We start from the raw sequence: 16480 nt of genomic DNA on the forward strand, positions 1-16480 counted from the left end.
TGGATTGATTTTTACAATAAACGTCGTATTAAAACAAAACTGAACGGTAAGTCACCGGTAAAGTACCGGGAACTCGCCGTTCAGAAAGTAGCATAAATCATATGTCCAATTTTAAGGGTTCACTTCAATTTGATTTCTTGAGGCTACTTTTTATTTTTTTACATACACCATATATTACAGAAACTTATAGGACTTTAAAAAGATGTAATTCAACACCTTAACTTAATCCGAAAACTATGCTTCGGGTGAAACTAAGATTTTAACTTGGTTCTTTTCGGTAGCTAAAGTCTTAATCCCCTCCTCAATAACTTTGCTTAACGGAATCTTTTTAGTTACTAACTTACCGAAAAGTTCACGATGGTTGTTCAGCATTCCTAGGACTTCTGGATATGAATTGTTATAACAAAGAGTCGTAATAATATCGATTCCTTGCATAATAACATCATTTGTCATATCCACTTTAAGCGCTTTCCCAAAAAGGGCAACAATCTGCAAGGTTCCAGTTCTTTTTGTTAACTTCAAAGCATTTTCAAATGTAGCTTGAACACCTGCTGCTTCAAAAGAAACATCCACCCCATTAGGACATTCTTTTCTAACTTCTTCTAGAATATCTACCTTATTGGGATTCAAAATTCGCTTGAGTCCCAATTCTTTTGCTTTATTCAGACGATCTTGCGAAACATCAATTACGAAGACCCGATTAGCACCGGCAAGTTTTGCTAGAATTGCTGTTAATAATCCAATTGGTCCGGCACCTTCAACGATAACATCTTCTCCAGCACGCAAACCACTTTTCTTGATTGCCTCAAAAACTACAGCAGTTGGTTCAGCAAGTGCCCCTAGTTCATAAGGCATTCCCACTGGCATTTTGTGTGCAAAAAAAGCATCAACATTAGCATATTCCGCAAAACCGCCATCATCTGAAAAGCCCAAGAAATTGCCGGCGCCGTCCTTTGCAACTGCATTATTACAAAAATTATAAAATCCCTTGCGGCAGTTCTCACACTTGCCACATGCAATCAATGGTTCTACCGCAACTGCATCACCGACTTTCAAGTCATCAACGTCACTTCCAACTTTAACTACCTCACCTGCAAATTCGTGACCGAGTGTAATTGGAACTGATTTTCCAGTTAACGGGTGTGCTACAGTCGGAAGTCCCCAGCCTTCAAGATATGCATGCAAATCACTTCCGCAAATTCCACAATACTTCACCTTAATCTGAACTTGATCTCTCTTAGGCTCAGTGATGTTAACATCTTCTAACCGAACATCTTTCTCCCCATAAATTCTTGCAGCTTTCATAACCAACGACTTCCCATCCTTAAAATTTTTAAGTTAGCAGCAGGCTTTTTGTAAGCGTTACCCTAAAGAAAGTATAAGCGCAAAATAATTATTTTTCAATATGTTTTGCTATAAAAACATGAGATAAATTAAAAGTTTTGGATACTAGAGATGAATTGCAACAACCTGTATTCTTTGCTATTAGTAAGTCAAAGCCAGATTGAGCGTTTCTGTTTATGGAACACGGTTATACGAAATCATTAATGAGACCATTATAAATTTTTTATACATGTGATTAAATTCACAGTCCACTTGATTCTTTAAGAATTCGCCAAAGTGTAGAGCGTGATATTTCTAACTCTTTTGCAGTTAGTGTCTTATTATAATTATTTTTTATCAATGTTTGTTCTACGATTTCCTTAGTAATTTTCTTTAAAGAACTTTCTTTTGTAATTTCGATTGAACATTTTGGGATCTGTTCTTTTATTTGCTTATGATAGCTTTTCAAATTATTAATAGCAATCTCATGTTTATACCCAAAATTTATTTCTTTAATATTCACATATGGTTCGGTCGCACTACTATATGCATATTCCAGCGCCGAAATAAATTGACTAATATTTCGATCCCAAGCCTTATTTATTATAGAATCAAAGGCAAGATCAGTCATACTTATAATATTTTTGCCAAATTCCCTATTAAATCTATTTAATAATATCGGTATAAGGTGGTTAACTTGATTACTTGATAAATTTCTTATATCCTGAGTTTTCAAAAATCTAGGCTGCTTTTTGAGGCTAATAAAGCTTTCAGTGTTCAAATCAATATTATTTTCATAAGTAAAAAATAACTTGCTTCTTTTGTAAAGCAGTGTCTGGTTTATAAAATTTATAATGATATCTCTAGTATTCTGGGAAAAAGTATCAAACTTATAAAAAACAATAATATTGTTTTCGTTAAAAAGTGGAGAATCTGGCGAACTAACAAAGTTTCGGAACAAATTTACATTTGTACTATCAAAAACCGACAAGTTCTTCTTACTTTCGAGCAGCTTTTTCAACAGATACCTTTTTCCTGTACCTTCTTGTCCTGCAATTACTATGGGTAAGTGATCAGATAAGGAATTATCAAATAGCGAAAGCTCTTCTGAAGAATAAATAGTATTAAAAAAAATATCAAAGCAGTCAGAAACAAAACTGTCCATTGAAAAAGTCGAATTTTTTGAAGAATTATAGTATACGAGTTGATTTATAAATAAAAAATGCGGTTCCTCTTCATCTTGCTGGATTGTATAATACACACCTCTACTTTTAAATGCTTTGTTGTCCATTTTTGGAAATTGGATTCTCTTTTTGATATGAGGAAGCATTTTAAACGGATCAGACATATTATAATAATTTTTTATTTTTCTTTCATCGTCTAATACGACAACCGCTTCTTTGTTGTTTTTTAGAGTATATTTTAATAATTGTTCAGCTTCTAAAAACTTACTTTGGACCTTCATTAAATCTATTGCCCTTGTAAGGGCAAACTGAATATTTTCAATATCTGAAGAAATTAATATAGAATTCAAACCCAGTTCTTTGGCAATTCTCGTTGTTACCATATCACCAATTACAGCATCAAAATTATTTTTTTTCAGGTTTTTAATGATTGCCTTTACTTCTTCTTCAGAATTAATCTTGTAAAGCTTTATATTCTTTTGGAAATCTGCAATAACAAATTTCGCTTTGTCAATTAAAAACTCAAAACCAACAATTGCTACCTTGGATAATCTCAAAGTTCCCTGTACAGCATGTACTATGTCATATTTTGACACACCAATATCTACAACAGGTATCTTAAAATTAGCTGATAATAGATTACTTGTCCCGCCTCTTGAAACAATTAGACAATAGTTCTTTGAAGCAAGCTTACTTTCAGCAATTTCTAATCCTCGCTGTAAGTCCCCCACATAACAATCCATTTTTATCATTGGATATTCTTTTAACAATTGCATAGTAGTATTCTTCAAGCCTTCATAAGGAAAAATTCCGAGTACATTATCAGTCATTGTTGGGACTCCTTTCCACCATTTGTTTTATTTTGAAACAAATATTATAGTTCATGACATATTATACCAATTTTTATTTTAAAGTGTCTTAATTTAGTACATTTTTTTGCTAGCGCTTTCATTAACTTAAAAATATACTTTATATATAAATGAAAGGGGTAATAAAAAATGAAGAATACTTTACCAATTATTGCAATAACTATGGGTGACCCAGCAAGCATTGGGCCAGAAATAACACTTAAAGCATTTCACAATGAAGAAGTTTTCAAAAAATGTCGCCCATTCTTAGTAGGAGACCTCTCGGTGTTAGAGCGGGTAATGCAAGAATTACCACAGTTGAGATTAAATACTAATAAAATTACTGCGGTGAGTGAAGCTAAATTTCAGTTTGGTTCCATTGATATTCTAGATATGAACTTAGTTGACGGCAACAAACTGCAATTTGGAGAAGTTAGTAGTATAGCTGGAAATGCCGCATTCAACTATGTTTCAAAGGTAATCGACTTGGCAATGAAAAACGAAGTCGCCGGCACAGTGACCAATGCATTAAATAAAGAAGCTCTGAATCTTGCTGGGCACCATTATGCCGGACACACAGAAATCTATGGTAAGCAAACTAATACTAAAGACTATACTATGATGCTTGCACATGGAAAGTTGCGCGTTGTGCATATTAGTACTCACGTTTCTCTGCGTAAAGCTACTGAGTTAGTTACCAAAAAACGTGTTTTTGAAGTAATAAAAATTGCAAATGAAGCGATGCATCAATTAGGAATCACCCATCCTAAAGTCGGAGTAGCGGGTTTGAATCCACATAGCAGCGAGAATGGTTTATTTGGTCATGAAGAAAAAGATGAAATTATTCCGGCTATCCAAGAAGCAAAAAAAATTGGCATTGATGTCGACGGACCAGTACCGCCGGATACTATCTTCCCAAAAGCAATTGGAGGATGGTATGACATTGTTGTTGCTATGTACCACGATCAAGGGCATATTCCAGTAAAATTATTAGGATTCAACTTTGATGAAGAAACAAAGAGCTGGAGTAACGTTTCTGGCGTAAATATCACCTTAGGTCTACCTATCATCAGAACAAGTGTCGATCACGGAACTGCATTTGACCAAGTTTTGAAAGGAACCGCTAATGACATTAGTTTAAGAAATGCAATTGATTATGCCGCAAGACTTGCAAAAAATAGGGAAAGTGGGAATGCAAAATGAAGATTTTAGGAAGAATAAATAAAGTTCCTGGTGGATTAATGGTTATCCCCCTACTACTAGGAACAGTATTTAACACCTTTTTCCCATCAACATTGGCTATAGGTGGTTTCACAACGGCTTTATTTAAAACCGGAACTTTAACTTTGCTTTCATTATTTTGCTTTTGCAATGGTGCCCAAATTTCTGTTAAACAAGCCGGGCTCCCTTTAATTAAGGGTTCATCACTTACACTTATGCGTTTAATTTTAGGAATTTTCTTTGGCTGGTTGGTTGGAGCAATTTTTGGTGGTATAAGCTTGTTGGGAATCTATCCATTAGCATTAATATCAGCAATGACTAATGCTAATGGCGGGTTGTACGGCGCCTTAGCTGGTGAATATGGAGATGCAAGCGATGTTGGTGCAATTTCAATTACAACCTTAATGGATGGACCCTTTTTCACTATGGTTGCACTCGGTGCCACAGGTACTGCTAAATTGCCATTGATGCTTTTCATAGCAGCTCTTGTTCCCATTATTCTAGGCTTTATTCTTGGAAATTTAGATCCAGAACTAAAAGACTTTCTTAAAGCAGGAACAGTTATGCCAATTCCATTTTTTGCCTTCAGCTTAGGAGCTGCACTTAATTTTAATCAAATCATAAAAGCTGGCATCCCCGGAATTCTCTTAGGAGTAATGGTAACATTAATTGCTGGTTCCTTGGGATATTTGCTGATGAAGCACTTGGTTCGCTCTAAACATCCCGAGGTAGGTGCAGCAATTGGAACAACTGCAGGGAATGCCGCTGCAACTCCTGCAGCAATTGCAGCCGTTTTGCCTAGCTTTCAGACAACTGCTGCAGCCGCGACAGCACAAATTGCGGCTTCTGTTATCGTAACAGCATTACTTTGCCCAGTTCTGGTCTCATGGCTAGCTAAGCATCGGCAAAAAAATATAATTCCAGAAAAGAAGATGGAATTATGAAAAAAAATTATTTGATTGTTGCAGATGATTTTACTGGTTCGAACGATACTGGTGTTCAACTGACTAAAAGAGGGATATTTGCCAAAGTCGTATTTTCTAGTACAAGTCTCAATAACCAGCAATGTTCTTTAGTTGTGGATACAGAATCACGAAATGTTTCTGGTGAGGAAGCAAGAAAAAAATTATTTAATTTATTAACCAACATTTCGCTTTCTTCTTTTGATTTTGTGATGAAAAAAGTTGATTCTACACTTAGAGGCAATATTGTTGAAGAATTACAAGCATTGGACGTTTTATATAAACCAGACCTAGTATTCTTCGACAATGCTTTACCAAGCCTAAATAGAGAAATAAAAGATGGCGTTTTATATGTCAACGGGATAAGAGGAACTGAAACAGATCTACGGAATGATCCTATTAAGCCCTTAACTGAAGATAATTTAATAAATATTTTGAATAATGCCTTTCCTAACGAAAAAAAGAGACTAATAACGTTAAATGATCTAAGAGGAAATGCTTCTATTTTAAATGAAGACTGTAGAATATACGCTGCAGATTCGGTGACTGATGGTGATATGCAAAGTCTAGTAAAGAAATTAAAAAATAAGATAAACGGAAAAAAAGTTTTATGGATAGGATCTGCTGGATTGATGGATGCTGCTTTAAGTGTTGATTTTCCAGCTCCACCTTCACTAGGGCTTATTGGAAGTGTCAGCAAAGTTACTCGTGAGCAAGTGCACTTTGCTGAGCAAAATGGTATTGAAATTGTAAAGATACCTATCTACGAAGTTTATGAAAAAGAAGACTATCATCCGTTTGTAACTCAAATTCTAACCTCATTAAAAAAAGGAAAAGATACAATAGTTGCATCCTCCGCATCTTATAATTTCACTGAACTTGAAAAAACTAAAAAAATACTTTCTGAACAAAAACTCTCTAAAGAAGAGATAAATAGTTTGGTCCAATCTATTTTGGGAGGAATCTGCCGTAAAGTCCTGCATAATTCTGTTATTTCTGGATTATTTATCGCTGGTGGAGACACTGCAAAAGGATTCTTTGATGGTATTCAAGCCGAGGGTGTTAATATTTTAGAAGAAATTGCTACTGGAGTACCAATGATGGAAATAATTGGTGGTAAATCTGACTCATTAAAGATTGTTACTAAAGCTGGGGCCTTTGGAGATAAAGAATTAATTGTTTTTTCATATAAGAAATTAAAAGAGAAGTTCATCAGTGGTCTAGTATAATTTTAACATTTGAAAGAAAAACGAATATATTTGGATAGAAACAAAAGTAGTACAAAGTCGGTCAAATTCTAGGAATCTTGTGTTAAACGGAAAATTCATCCGGAATTAATAAGGGGGTCTGGGGCAAAAGTTAACTTTTGCCCCAGACCCCCTTCCTACGTTTAGTCAAGTCCTTAAGTTTGTAAAGAAGTTGTCTCCACACTATTATTATCTTCTGCTAAAATTGACGGAATATGCCAAAACAGCAAGAATCTTAGCGACCTCATGTCCAGTTCCAGCTCCGCCACCACCAACTTTAGGAATTAATGTGTGATTGACATCCACTGCGCTACCTGCAGAACTAAAAAATTGATTGAGCAACCCATTATGATTTTGGCTAGTATTATCCCGAAAACTAAAATTATCTGCTTGCAAATAATTTTTTAGTACTGGCTTTGCATTAGCTTGAGTTCTTGGCCCCTTTGTAACATATACTTTAATATTCTTTTGACTCCCAGTTGAATTATTATAAGTTCCATTCCAATCATTTTGCAGCTGATACCCATATTTTTTCAAGGTCATAGCTACAACTTTTATTGGATAAAATCCATCTTGCTTCAACAAAATATCAGATTTTACAATTTTATTTGTTGCTTGATCAACAAAATGGATATAGCTCACTGCTTCATTCTCAATTTGCTGGCTTATTATTTCAGTTGATAATTCAGTCTGTTCAACCTTGTCACCAATACCAGAATTGTTACTTATTGTTGGAATTTGCGGCTGCAGATTTTGCTTTGAATCCGAATTTGAATTTGAGTTTGTCTTTGAATCTGAACTTGTCTTTGAATCTGAGTTTGCATCTGGAGTTATTTCAATTGGTAACAAATTAACCTCATAGATTACAGTCTGTCCATCTTCCTTAAACGTAATACCATCTTTTGGCAGAGTACTAGACTTAACGAAGTATCCCTGATTCTCAATTAACGCTATATCATCTGCTAGTTTATAGCTCGCAGTCGTCCCGAATTTACCACTAAGCTGTTTTTCAAAAATCACATTACCAGTCAAACTATCAATAAACCTGATTGTAGCCTGCTCGTCTTTTGGTGCATACTTTACAACATAATTTGCAGCACTACTATCTTGACTTATGTCGGCGGTCTCTGGAATAGCTGTCTGATCAGCCTCATATCCCGTAATTTCTGGTGAAATGACTTTGCTAAACACTGTTCCATTCTCTGGCGTCCATGTACTCGTTGTTTCACCCGTAACTTCGTCTTTTGTAACTTCATTAACAAATGTCAACTTTTGAATACTATCAGTTGCTGCTTTTGTTCCGTCTTCATATTCATAGCTAATCTTTTGCTGGACAACCTTTGCAGTAGTCGTCGTGGTTGTTTTGTGCTTTAAATAAACTGAAAATGTCTGATCTTTTGTATCGTCACTATCAAAGCGAGAAGAGTTCGTCAAATCTGTTTTGTCAGTATCAACTTCATATCCTTCATTCTCATAATCCTCTATCTTTGCATCTGGATAGTCAATTAGGGCATTAGAAACCCCACTTATGGTACTCGAATCCAGTGTGTTACCCGTTTTCTCATCTATATAATTAATTGTCGCATTCTGTGCGGCAACATATTTCATATAATCAAATCTAAATGTCTGCTCGGCCGAAAGCGCACCTGTTGAAGCTGCAATTGAGAGTGAATACTGCGGATTTTGAGAATCTATCTTACTAGCTAAGCTTTCACTAAAAGTCGTGTCATCCACTACAACACTAAGTATTTTAGTCGTTGCATCATACTTTATATCTAAATCATGCAGCTGACCATCCTCAAAGTCAGAGCCCATTCCCTGTACCGATTGCTTATCAATTGTCCCTTTCCCAGTCGAATCTGTTGATACAAAAGCGCCATACGGTGTTGGCAGTCCCTCATCAGAGTCACCATCTATAGCACCATCGTTCGAATATGTATCAAGCTTCCAACCAAAAACATTCGGGACCCCGTAGATTCCAACATTGCCGCCATATATGTTATTACTGCTGCTACTGTACTGGCTCCTTTCTCCCTGATAAAAGGCAAATCCTATGCCATCAGCAACTTTATTTGCAGATGTGCTTTTCCCAACATTGATTGCACCCTTTATCTCAAAAGAGTTGTTTAGATTAACTAATCCATTAAAAGTAATATTTCCAGCTTGATTGGTAGTTGTTGTAAACACCTGCACGCCCGTTGAACTATCGTAATTATTAACTGCATTACCATTTTGTGTGAAGTAATTCAGAAAATTATCCTTGGAGATTGTCGTCATGTCATCATCAGACTGGTTTTGAGTTGTTGTCGTGTCTGTTTCCTGTGCGTTCACATCAGGAACAGCTGCATGAATATTAGAAATCATAGGAGCAGACAACAAAGTCCCCGTGACTAAACTTGTGAGAACCCACGTTTTTTTCTTCTTCATTCTATTTTTTTTCTTCATGCATTCATCCCCCAACTAAGCAGTCTTCTTATTTTATTTTCCCTGATTGATACTTGTGCTGCTTTATCTCTACTATCTTCTCACCCAGTTCAGCCCAATCAAGCGGTGTTGGCGGCTTCAGCCAAATAACTTGATTAAGTAGCTGATACTCAATATATTGGTCACTTAAATATAAATCTGTTTCACTTGTTAATATATTTGAAACACTCACATTGATGTTCACATAGCTCTTAAAAAGGCTTAAGATGTATGAATTAACGTATGATCCTCCTGAGAAATCTATACATAATGTTACACGGTCGCTCTTTGAAAAAGGAATTTCAGAAGTAAGCATCGACGTAATTATGTTAAAATATGCTCTTTTTTTATCTGGGATTGTCCAGTGCTGAGCTATCGTATCAACCATTTTTCTTACCTTATTATTTAAAAATGGATAAACATCAGCAAAGTACTGAATGTTTAAACTAAACTGATCAGTCTGGATAAAACAAATCTTATCCAAAATCACTTGTGAACTAACCTCATTGCAAAGTCTCATAATTTCATCTTGATAATGATCCTCTTCGTCAAGTAAACTCTCTATGCCATCCAGAAGTACCAGCGTAATTTCCCTAAAATGTCCATGTTCTATGTTCTTAAAAGCAGATACCGATAATTTTTCAACATTAAATATTCCTGTGTAGTAATAAAATTGGACAACAAATAATGATTCTCGTTGAAGTTTTTTCTTTGAAATTGGCAGAAAAGATAATAATGCTGGTGCAGCGAGTTCGTTAGCAATAACCAAACTACGATCAGAAATGAATTTCTTATTCAGCACACGTTTTTCTACAATCCAGAGCATCAGTTCTGCCTTAAATTTCTGTGTATTTGAAATAGTCTTCAAAGCCTTAAAATCCCGCAGATTTAAGCGCTCTAACTTATCAGGGAACGCACCAAAAAAGGCAAAAGAGTTATAGACAAAATACCGTAAACTGGCTTCTTCATCCACTTGACGAGCAATTAAAAAACTCTCATATAAATCATCATATTTGTTCTTTTGCTGATAAAAAAAAGTTTTGGGCCACGAATACTTTACTTCCATCTTCTGAAAGCTCGGAAATTCTCCTCCATCCAGAACTTCTATCATTAGCACACGAATTGGTGATAATTCAAAATAATACTTTTTGATCATGCTTAATGTATGGCGTGAGAAGTTCCTACTGGGAATTACCATGTGCGCATTAATGGTCATACCTGAATATTCAGTTAATAACTTAATATCATAATTTAAACTCTCCAAAAGATTCGCAATTTTATAACGAGACACATCCATGGTCTCTTGCAAATTTCTAAGCTCGATTTCTCTATTTGGATTATCCAAAATTTCTGCAAATAAGTTAATTTTATCACGTTCAAAATCATTCAAGACATTCAAAAATTCCATATGTGTACACCTTTACTTTAAGAACTAATTTTCTTCCCTTTTGCCTTAGATTATAGCAAATTTGTTTCAAAAGTTATACAAAAATTATTTCCTCAGTGTTTATATGTTATTTCTGTATCTTAAATCTGATGTCATTATATAGCACTCACAAATTCTCACGGTTTCTTTTTTTTATTTTTTTTTAACAATTAAAAACCCTTGCCTTTAAAATTAAGCTGCAATATCTAAATAACTAGTTCAATATGTAAGGCTAGATTCGAAATGCTGCACTTGATATACAATTCAACGACAGATTCAACTTTATTTGTTTAGTAATAGATTCTTTATACATTATTTCGCTAATAAAACAATATTTATTCATTTAATTAAGAAAAATATGGGTTTTTATTAAAAAACTATTGAAATAAAAAATAAAAAGGATTATAGTTATCATCATCAAAATGAATTGTTATTCACAAAAAGTGAATTTAAAGGAGTGATTCTATGCACGTCGCAATTTTGGGAGCAACTGGATACAGTGGGAATGTTCTCTTCAACTTATTGGCACAACATCCCAATGTTGATGCAATAAAGCTCTATGGTCATGAAGGAGGCAAGGCTTCCCGCTTCCTCGATGATGAGGTTCCCGCTTTTTTCTCTGCTCATCTGCCTATCTTGCCTTTCAATCCTGAAGAAATCATGACGAATAATGATTTGCTTTTCTGTGCGACCCCTGCTGGAGTCACTAAGGACCTGATGGAACCTTTCATACTAGCAGATTTCCCTGTAATTGATTTATCAGGTGACTTTCGTTTAACAGATCCTGCTGTATATGAGAAGTGGTACCACAAGAAGGCCGCTCCTGCAGGCTTGTTAGAAAAGGCCACTTATGGTCTAGCTGAATTCCCAGAAAAAAATCCTGGTAAATACATCGCAAATCCTGGCTGTTATGCAACTGCTACATTACTTGGCTTAGCACCCTTGGTCATTGAACACATGATTCAAACTAATGCAATTATTGTTGATGCAAAATCAGGTGTGTCGGGTTCTGGGAGGAAGTTAAGTCCAAGCAGCCAATATAATTTTATAAATGAAAATGTATGGCTATACAAAATGAATAAACATCAGCATATCCCAGAAATTATGCAGAAATTAAATGAATGGGATTCTCGTATTCCAGCTATTCAATTTTCAACAACTCTGATTCCTGTTACTCGCGGAATCATGGCAACTATTTATCTTAAACCGCTTAAAGAATATACAAATGAACAATTATTAGAATGCTTCCATCAATTCTATGATGATGCACCTTTTGTTCGTTTCAGAGACAATGATTTACCAACTATCAAGGAAGTCGCTGGTTCTAACTTCTGTGACATTGGAATCAACTACAATCCAGTCACTAATACGATTACCTTAGTATCTGTGATTGACAACTTGATGAAGGGTGCTGCTGGGCAAGCTATCCAAAATTTCAATCTTCTTTGGAACTTAGAGCCTACCAGTGGTCTACCAACATTACCAATTTTTCCTTAACATACATCTAAAGGGAGTATAGAAAATGACAACTACTAAAAACTTTACAGAAACAGATTTCGAATGGCCCAAGGGTTTCTACAGCGATGCAAAACACATTGGTCTCAAGCATAAAAAATTAGACTTTGGTTGGTTATATTCCGAAGTGCCGGCTACAGCAGCTGGTGTCTACACAACTAACAAATTTTGCGCAGCTCCAACCGCTAAAACAAAAGAAACAGTTAGCAAAAGTCATAAACTGCAAGCAATTATCGCTAACAGTGCCATTGCAAATTCTTGCACAGGTCTCCAGGGAGAAAAAGACGTCCTCACAGAGCAGACATTGATTGCTGAAAAATTAAATATTAAGCCCGAACTCGTAGGAGTTGCTTCAACTGGCTTAATTGGAGCATGCTTACCCATGGATAAAATAGAAAAGGGCATTGCTGAATTGACATTAACTTCCAGTACCGAGCTCACGAAGGCAATTCTGACAACTGATAAAAAGCGAAAAATCATCAGTGTTGATTTCAAAATTCAAGGAACTACTTGCAAAATCTCAGGCTTTGCTAAAGGTTCTGGAATGATTCATCCTAAAATGGCAACAATGCTTGCGTTTATTACAACAGATGTTGCAGTAGCCGATGATACCTTACAACCATTACTCAGCGAATTAACAGATGTTACTTTCAATCAAATTACAGTTGATGGCGATACTTCAACAAATGATATGGTTCTAACATTGGCCAATGGGATGGCTGGCAACAAACCGTTAACTAAGGCAAGCCCAGATTACCAAACATTCAAAGAGGTTCTGCATCTTGTTTTACAAAAACTGGCACAAAAGATTGCTGCTGATGGTGAAGGTGCAACTAAACTAGTTGAGGCAAATGTTTTAGCAGCACAAAACAAAACTGATGCACAAGCAATCGCAAAAGCAATTGTTGGCTCAAACCTCGTTAAGACAGCTCTTTTTGGAGCAGATCCTAACTGGGGAAGAATTATCAGTACGATTGGAGCGACTCCAGCAACATACAATCCACAAACGATTGACATCAAAATCAATGAGTTCTTGGTTGTTAAGCAAAGCCTAGCTGCTATTTTTGATAAAGACGAAGTCAGCAATAGCCTCAAACAAGACATGATCACCCTAACTGTTGATCTTCATGACGGTCAGTATGATGGTCAAGCATGGGGCTGTGACTTGACTTATGAATATGTAAAAATCAACGCAACATATAGCAGTTAATACCTAAAGAAAGGAGACTTCAAGATGGAGAACTTAATTGTAATTAAAATCGGTGGTAATTCGATTGCAACACTAACATCCTCGTTCTTTGCACAAATTCACCAATGGATGTTAGCAAACAAACGGATTTTGATAATCCATGGCGGTGGCAGTAAAATCTCGGAACTATCTGATAAACTCAAAATTCCTGTCAAAAAAGTTGATGGAATGCGCGTTACAGATTCAGCAACACTCGAATTAACACAGATGGTCTTATTAGGACAAACACAGCCTCAATTATTAATGAAACTGACAAAAGCTGGAATTCCTGCACTTGGTTTGAACGCAGCTGATGAATCTATCTTGAATGGATCCTTTCTTAATAAAGAAAAATATGGTTTGGTTGGTAAAATCAATAAGATTAATGATAAATTACTCAGTGAAGTTTTGGAAAAGCATGTCGCAGTTCTTGCACCGATGGCATTAACAGACGAGCAGCAATGGCTAAATGTCAATGCAGATACTGCTGCTTCGAGGATCGCCGGTCTCCTAAAAGCGGAGAAATTGTACCTAATGACGGACGTTCCTGGTGTTCTTCATGAGGGCGAGATTGTCCGAAGTCTCTCACCCAGCGTCGCAGCCAAATTACAAGAACAAAAAATTATTACGCTGGGGATGCAGCCAAAGATAAAGGCGGCTTTTAGCGCACTAAATCTCGGCGTCCCAAGTGTGCAAATTACTAATCAACTTACTACTTTAGGAACAACTATTATCCAGGAAGGAGCGAATGAAAATGCAATCTATCTTTAAAACATACAACAGATTTCCCTTTGAAATAGTTAAGGGTGAAGGTGTCAATCTATTTGATGAAACGGGGAAGAAATATCTCGACTTAACCAGCGGAATTGGGGTTTGCAACTTAGGATACAGCTCAAAAAAAGTCAAAAATGCAGTAAGTGCACAGCTAGACAAAATCTGGCACACTTCAAATCTTTATGAAAGTCAGCTGCAAGAAGATGTCGCTGAACTATTGATTAAAGGTGCTGCCAAAAAGGTCTATTTTTGTAATTCCGGAACAGAGGCGAATGAGGCTGCTTTGAAGTTGGCTCGTAAAGCAACTGGGAAAAGCAAAATGATGGCATTTGATCACTCCTTCCATGGTAGAAGCTATGGTTCACTCTCATTAACGGGCAACGATAAGCTTAAAGAAGGATTCGGTCCATTTCTATCTGATATCACATTTGAATCATACAATGATTTTGCTGCAGTTGAAAAAATCGATAACTCATTTGCAGCTGTAATCCTAGAAGTAATTCAGGGAGAAGGCGGCATTGTTGTCGGAAATTATGATTGGCTGCAAGCCATTGCAGCTAAATGTAAGAAAACTAATGTATTACTGATTATTGATGAGGTTCAAACAGGGATGGGAAGAACCGGTAAGCTATTTGCTTATGAAAACTATAATTTGGATCCTGATATTGTAACCGCAGCAAAAGGTCTCGCAAATGGAATCCCAGTTGGTGCAATGATTGGAAAAGATGAGTTAGCTGCTGCTTTTGGTCCCGGTTCTCATGGTTCAACTTTTGGTGGCAACCCACTCGCAATGAGTGCTGCAACTGCAGTCTTAGAGACACTAGACACCGCTTTTTTAGATAATGTCCAACAAAAAGCTAGTTTTTTCTGGTACTTTCTTGAAAAGGAAATATCTTCATTAGAGGTCGTTGACTCAATCTCTGGCAAGGGCTTAATGATTGGTATCCATATTAATTCTTCTATTCCTGTTAATCAGGTAATCACTGAATTGCATAAGGTCGGGGTATTGACACTTTCATCTAGAAGCAACACACTTCGCCTTCTTCCACCATTGACAATCATGAGTTCTGAATTATTAGACGGTGTTAACAAAATAAAAGAAGTTCTACAAAATGTAACTGTGAGCTTATAGGAGGCATATCATGAATCATTTCTTCGGTAAATCTTTCCTTAAAGAAAATGACTTTTCTGCTAAGGAACTTAATTTTTTAATTGATTTTGCAATTCACCTAAAAAAATTAAAAAATCAAAATATTGCTCATCAGTATCTTGCTGGGAAAAACATTGCGCTTTTATTTGAGAAAGCATCTACACGAACCCGTTCAGCATTTACCGTTGCTGCGACAGACTTAGGTGCACATCCTGAATTCTTAGGAAAAAACGACATTCAGTTTGGAAACAAAGAATCCGTTGCAGACACTGCAACCGTGCTTGGCAGTATGTTCGATGGAATTGAATTTCGTGGTTTCTCCCAAGAAACAGTGACAGAATTGGCAGCAAAAAGCGGTGTTCCGGTCTGGAATGGTCTCACCGATGATTGGCATCCAACCCAAATGATTGCTGATTTCATGACACTCAAGGAACACTTTAACAAGCTCAAGGGATTGACACTTACTTATGTCGGTGATGGCCGTAACAATATGGCTAACAGTCTCTTGATGACGGGTGCAATCCTTGGTGTGAATATTCATATTGGCTCACCTATATCTCTGCAGCCCTCAAAAAAGGTGCAGCATCTTGCCTTTGAAGCAGCGAAAAAAAGCGGTGCAAAATTATTGATCACTGATGACGTTCAAAAAGCTGCTGCTAATGCTGATGCACTTTATACAGATGTCTGGGTATCAATGGGTGAAGATGTTGATTATGACGCAAGAATTAAATTACTCCTTCCTTATCAGATAAATAGTGCATTATTAAAGGAAACCGGAAAAAAAGATACAATCATCTTACATTGTTTGCCTGCATTTCACGACAAGCAAACAACCATTGGCAAAAAGCTGGCAGAGCAATACAACTTGGAATCACTTGAAATAACAGATGAGGTTTTCAAGAGTGCTAACTCGGTTGTCTTCCAAGAAGCAGCTAACCGAATGCATTCAATCAAAGCAATTATGGCTGCGACATTAGGACAGCCCTTCATCCCCACGGAATATTTTGAGTAAAATTATAATAAAAGCAGTGGGAGTGTGCCATAAGTAGGGAAAATTTGAGTACTAACTTCGAATTACTCATAGCAAAGTACTCGCTATGAGTAATTTCGAGTTAGACGGAGAATTTTGACTTATGAAA

General features: G+C 36.2%; 13 protein-coding genes. 9 read left to right on the forward strand and 4 right to left on the reverse strand.

Features of this window, described 5'->3' with window-relative positions; genetic code table 11:
* The first annotated feature begins 3 nt into the window (after window positions 1–3).
* On the forward strand, window positions 4–96 hold the full coding sequence (locus tag FFX44_RS12670; protein ID WP_354669255.1) for an IS3 family transposase: 93 nt from the start codon (window positions 4–6) through the stop codon (window positions 94–96).
* Between the two features lie 138 nt (window positions 97–234).
* Here FFX44_RS12670 and FFX44_RS11675 read toward each other — a convergent pair whose 3' ends face one another.
* Window positions 235–1305, reverse strand: a complete 1071-nt coding sequence (locus FFX44_RS11675) for a 2,3-butanediol dehydrogenase (protein WP_289981165.1) — start codon at window positions 1303–1305, stop codon at window positions 235–237.
* Window positions 1306–1585: 280 nt separating this feature from the next.
* A complete protein-coding gene (locus FFX44_RS11680; protein ID WP_289981167.1) occupies window positions 1586–3337 on the reverse strand; it encodes a sigma-54-dependent Fis family transcriptional regulator in 1752 nt (583 codons plus the stop codon).
* A 168-nt stretch (window positions 3338–3505) separates the two neighbouring features.
* On the opposite strand from FFX44_RS11680, the gene pdxA reads away from it, so the two are divergent.
* The 3 genes from pdxA to FFX44_RS11695 are packed head-to-tail and all read left to right on the forward strand — an operon-like array spanning window position 3506 to window position 6767.
* Window positions 3506–4558 carry a 4-hydroxythreonine-4-phosphate dehydrogenase PdxA gene (pdxA, locus tag FFX44_RS11685; RefSeq protein WP_289981169.1) on the forward strand — a complete coding sequence of 351 codons (1053 nt, stop codon included), beginning with the start codon at window positions 3506–3508 and terminating at the stop codon, window positions 4556–4558.
* On the forward strand, window positions 4555–5520 hold the full coding sequence (locus FFX44_RS11690) for a 2-keto-3-deoxygluconate permease (protein WP_289981172.1): 966 nt from the start codon (window positions 4555–4557) through the stop codon (window positions 5518–5520). Before pdxA ends, FFX44_RS11690 begins: the two co-directional genes overlap by 4 nt.
* On the forward strand, window positions 5517–6767 hold the full coding sequence (locus FFX44_RS11695) for a four-carbon acid sugar kinase family protein (RefSeq protein WP_289981174.1): 1251 nt from the start codon (window positions 5517–5519) through the stop codon (window positions 6765–6767). Before FFX44_RS11690 ends, FFX44_RS11695 begins: the two co-directional genes overlap by 4 nt.
* A gap of 207 nt (window positions 6768–6974) precedes the next feature.
* Here the strand turns inward: FFX44_RS11695 and FFX44_RS11700 are convergent, their stop codons facing one another.
* Both FFX44_RS11700 and FFX44_RS11705 read right to left on the reverse strand, forming a co-directional pair.
* Entirely contained in the window at window positions 6975–9230 is a 2256-nt protein-coding gene (locus tag FFX44_RS11700) for a hypothetical protein (RefSeq protein WP_289981176.1), read from the reverse strand.
* Window positions 9231–9258: 28 nt separating this feature from the next.
* On the reverse strand, window positions 9259–10656 hold the full coding sequence (locus FFX44_RS11705; RefSeq protein WP_289981179.1) for a hypothetical protein: 1398 nt from the start codon (window positions 10654–10656) through the stop codon (window positions 9259–9261).
* A 483-nt stretch (window positions 10657–11139) separates the two neighbouring features.
* On the opposite strand from FFX44_RS11705, the gene argC reads away from it, so the two are divergent.
* From argC to argF, 5 genes are read left to right on the forward strand one after another with little or no spacing between them, the layout of a single operon-like run.
* Window positions 11140–12171 carry an N-acetyl-gamma-glutamyl-phosphate reductase gene (argC, locus tag FFX44_RS11710; protein ID WP_289981182.1) on the forward strand — a complete coding sequence of 344 codons (1032 nt, stop codon included), beginning with the start codon at window positions 11140–11142 and terminating at the stop codon, window positions 12169–12171.
* A 25-nt stretch (window positions 12172–12196) separates the two neighbouring features.
* The gene (gene argJ, locus FFX44_RS11715) at window positions 12197–13399 is read left to right on the forward strand and encodes a bifunctional glutamate N-acetyltransferase/amino-acid acetyltransferase ArgJ (RefSeq protein ID WP_289981185.1); all 1203 of its coding nucleotides are present in this window, start codon (window positions 12197–12199) and stop codon (window positions 13397–13399) included.
* A gap of 24 nt (window positions 13400–13423) precedes the next feature.
* A complete protein-coding gene (gene argB, locus FFX44_RS11720; RefSeq protein ID WP_289981186.1) occupies window positions 13424–14188 on the forward strand; it encodes an acetylglutamate kinase in 765 nt (254 codons plus the stop codon).
* A complete protein-coding gene (locus FFX44_RS11725; protein WP_289981189.1) occupies window positions 14166–15323 on the forward strand; it encodes an acetylornithine transaminase in 1158 nt (385 codons plus the stop codon). Before argB ends, FFX44_RS11725 begins: the two co-directional genes overlap by 23 nt.
* A gap of 10 nt (window positions 15324–15333) precedes the next feature.
* Window positions 15334–16353 carry an ornithine carbamoyltransferase gene (argF, locus tag FFX44_RS11730; RefSeq protein WP_289981191.1) on the forward strand — a complete coding sequence of 340 codons (1020 nt, stop codon included), beginning with the start codon at window positions 15334–15336 and terminating at the stop codon, window positions 16351–16353.
* Window positions 16354–16480: the final 127 nt, after the last annotated feature.

It is taken from the genome of Lactobacillus sp. UCMA15818, assembly GCF_030400225.1.
Taxonomy (GTDB): Bacteria; Bacillota; Bacilli; order Lactobacillales; family Lactobacillaceae; genus Liquorilactobacillus.

Bases quoted from the DNA above. Each gene is read 5' to 3' on its own strand.
- FFX44_RS11680 (WP_289981167.1), bottom strand. From the start codon at position 3,337: ATGACTGATAATGTACTCGGAATTTTTCCTTATGAAGGCTTGAAGAAT.
- pdxA (WP_289981169.1), top strand. From the start codon at position 3,506: ATGAAGAATACTTTACCAATTATTGCAATAACTATGGGTGACCCAGCA.
- argC (WP_289981182.1), top strand. From the start codon at position 11,140: ATGCACGTCGCAATTTTGGGAGCAACTGGATACAGTGGGAATGTTCTC.
- argF (WP_289981191.1), top strand. From the start codon at position 15,334: ATGAATCATTTCTTCGGTAAATCTTTCCTTAAAGAAAATGACTTTTCT.
- FFX44_RS11695 (WP_289981174.1), top strand. From the start codon at position 5,517: ATGAAAAAAAATTATTTGATTGTTGCAGATGATTTTACTGGTTCGAAC.
- FFX44_RS11690 (WP_289981172.1), top strand. From the start codon at position 4,555: ATGAAGATTTTAGGAAGAATAAATAAAGTTCCTGGTGGATTAATGGTT.
- FFX44_RS11675 (WP_289981165.1), bottom strand. From the start codon at position 1,305: ATGAAAGCTGCAAGAATTTATGGGGAGAAAGATGTTCGGTTAGAAGAT.
- argB (WP_289981186.1), top strand. From the start codon at position 13,424: ATGGAGAACTTAATTGTAATTAAAATCGGTGGTAATTCGATTGCAACA.
- argJ (WP_289981185.1), top strand. From the start codon at position 12,197: ATGACAACTACTAAAAACTTTACAGAAACAGATTTCGAATGGCCCAAG.
- FFX44_RS11725 (WP_289981189.1), top strand. From the start codon at position 14,166: ATGAAAATGCAATCTATCTTTAAAACATACAACAGATTTCCCTTTGAA.
- FFX44_RS11705 (WP_289981179.1), bottom strand. From the start codon at position 10,656: ATGGAATTTTTGAATGTCTTGAATGATTTTGAACGTGATAAAATTAAC.
- FFX44_RS11700 (WP_289981176.1), bottom strand. From the start codon at position 9,230: ATGAAGAAAAAAAATAGAATGAAGAAGAAAAAAACGTGGGTTCTCACA.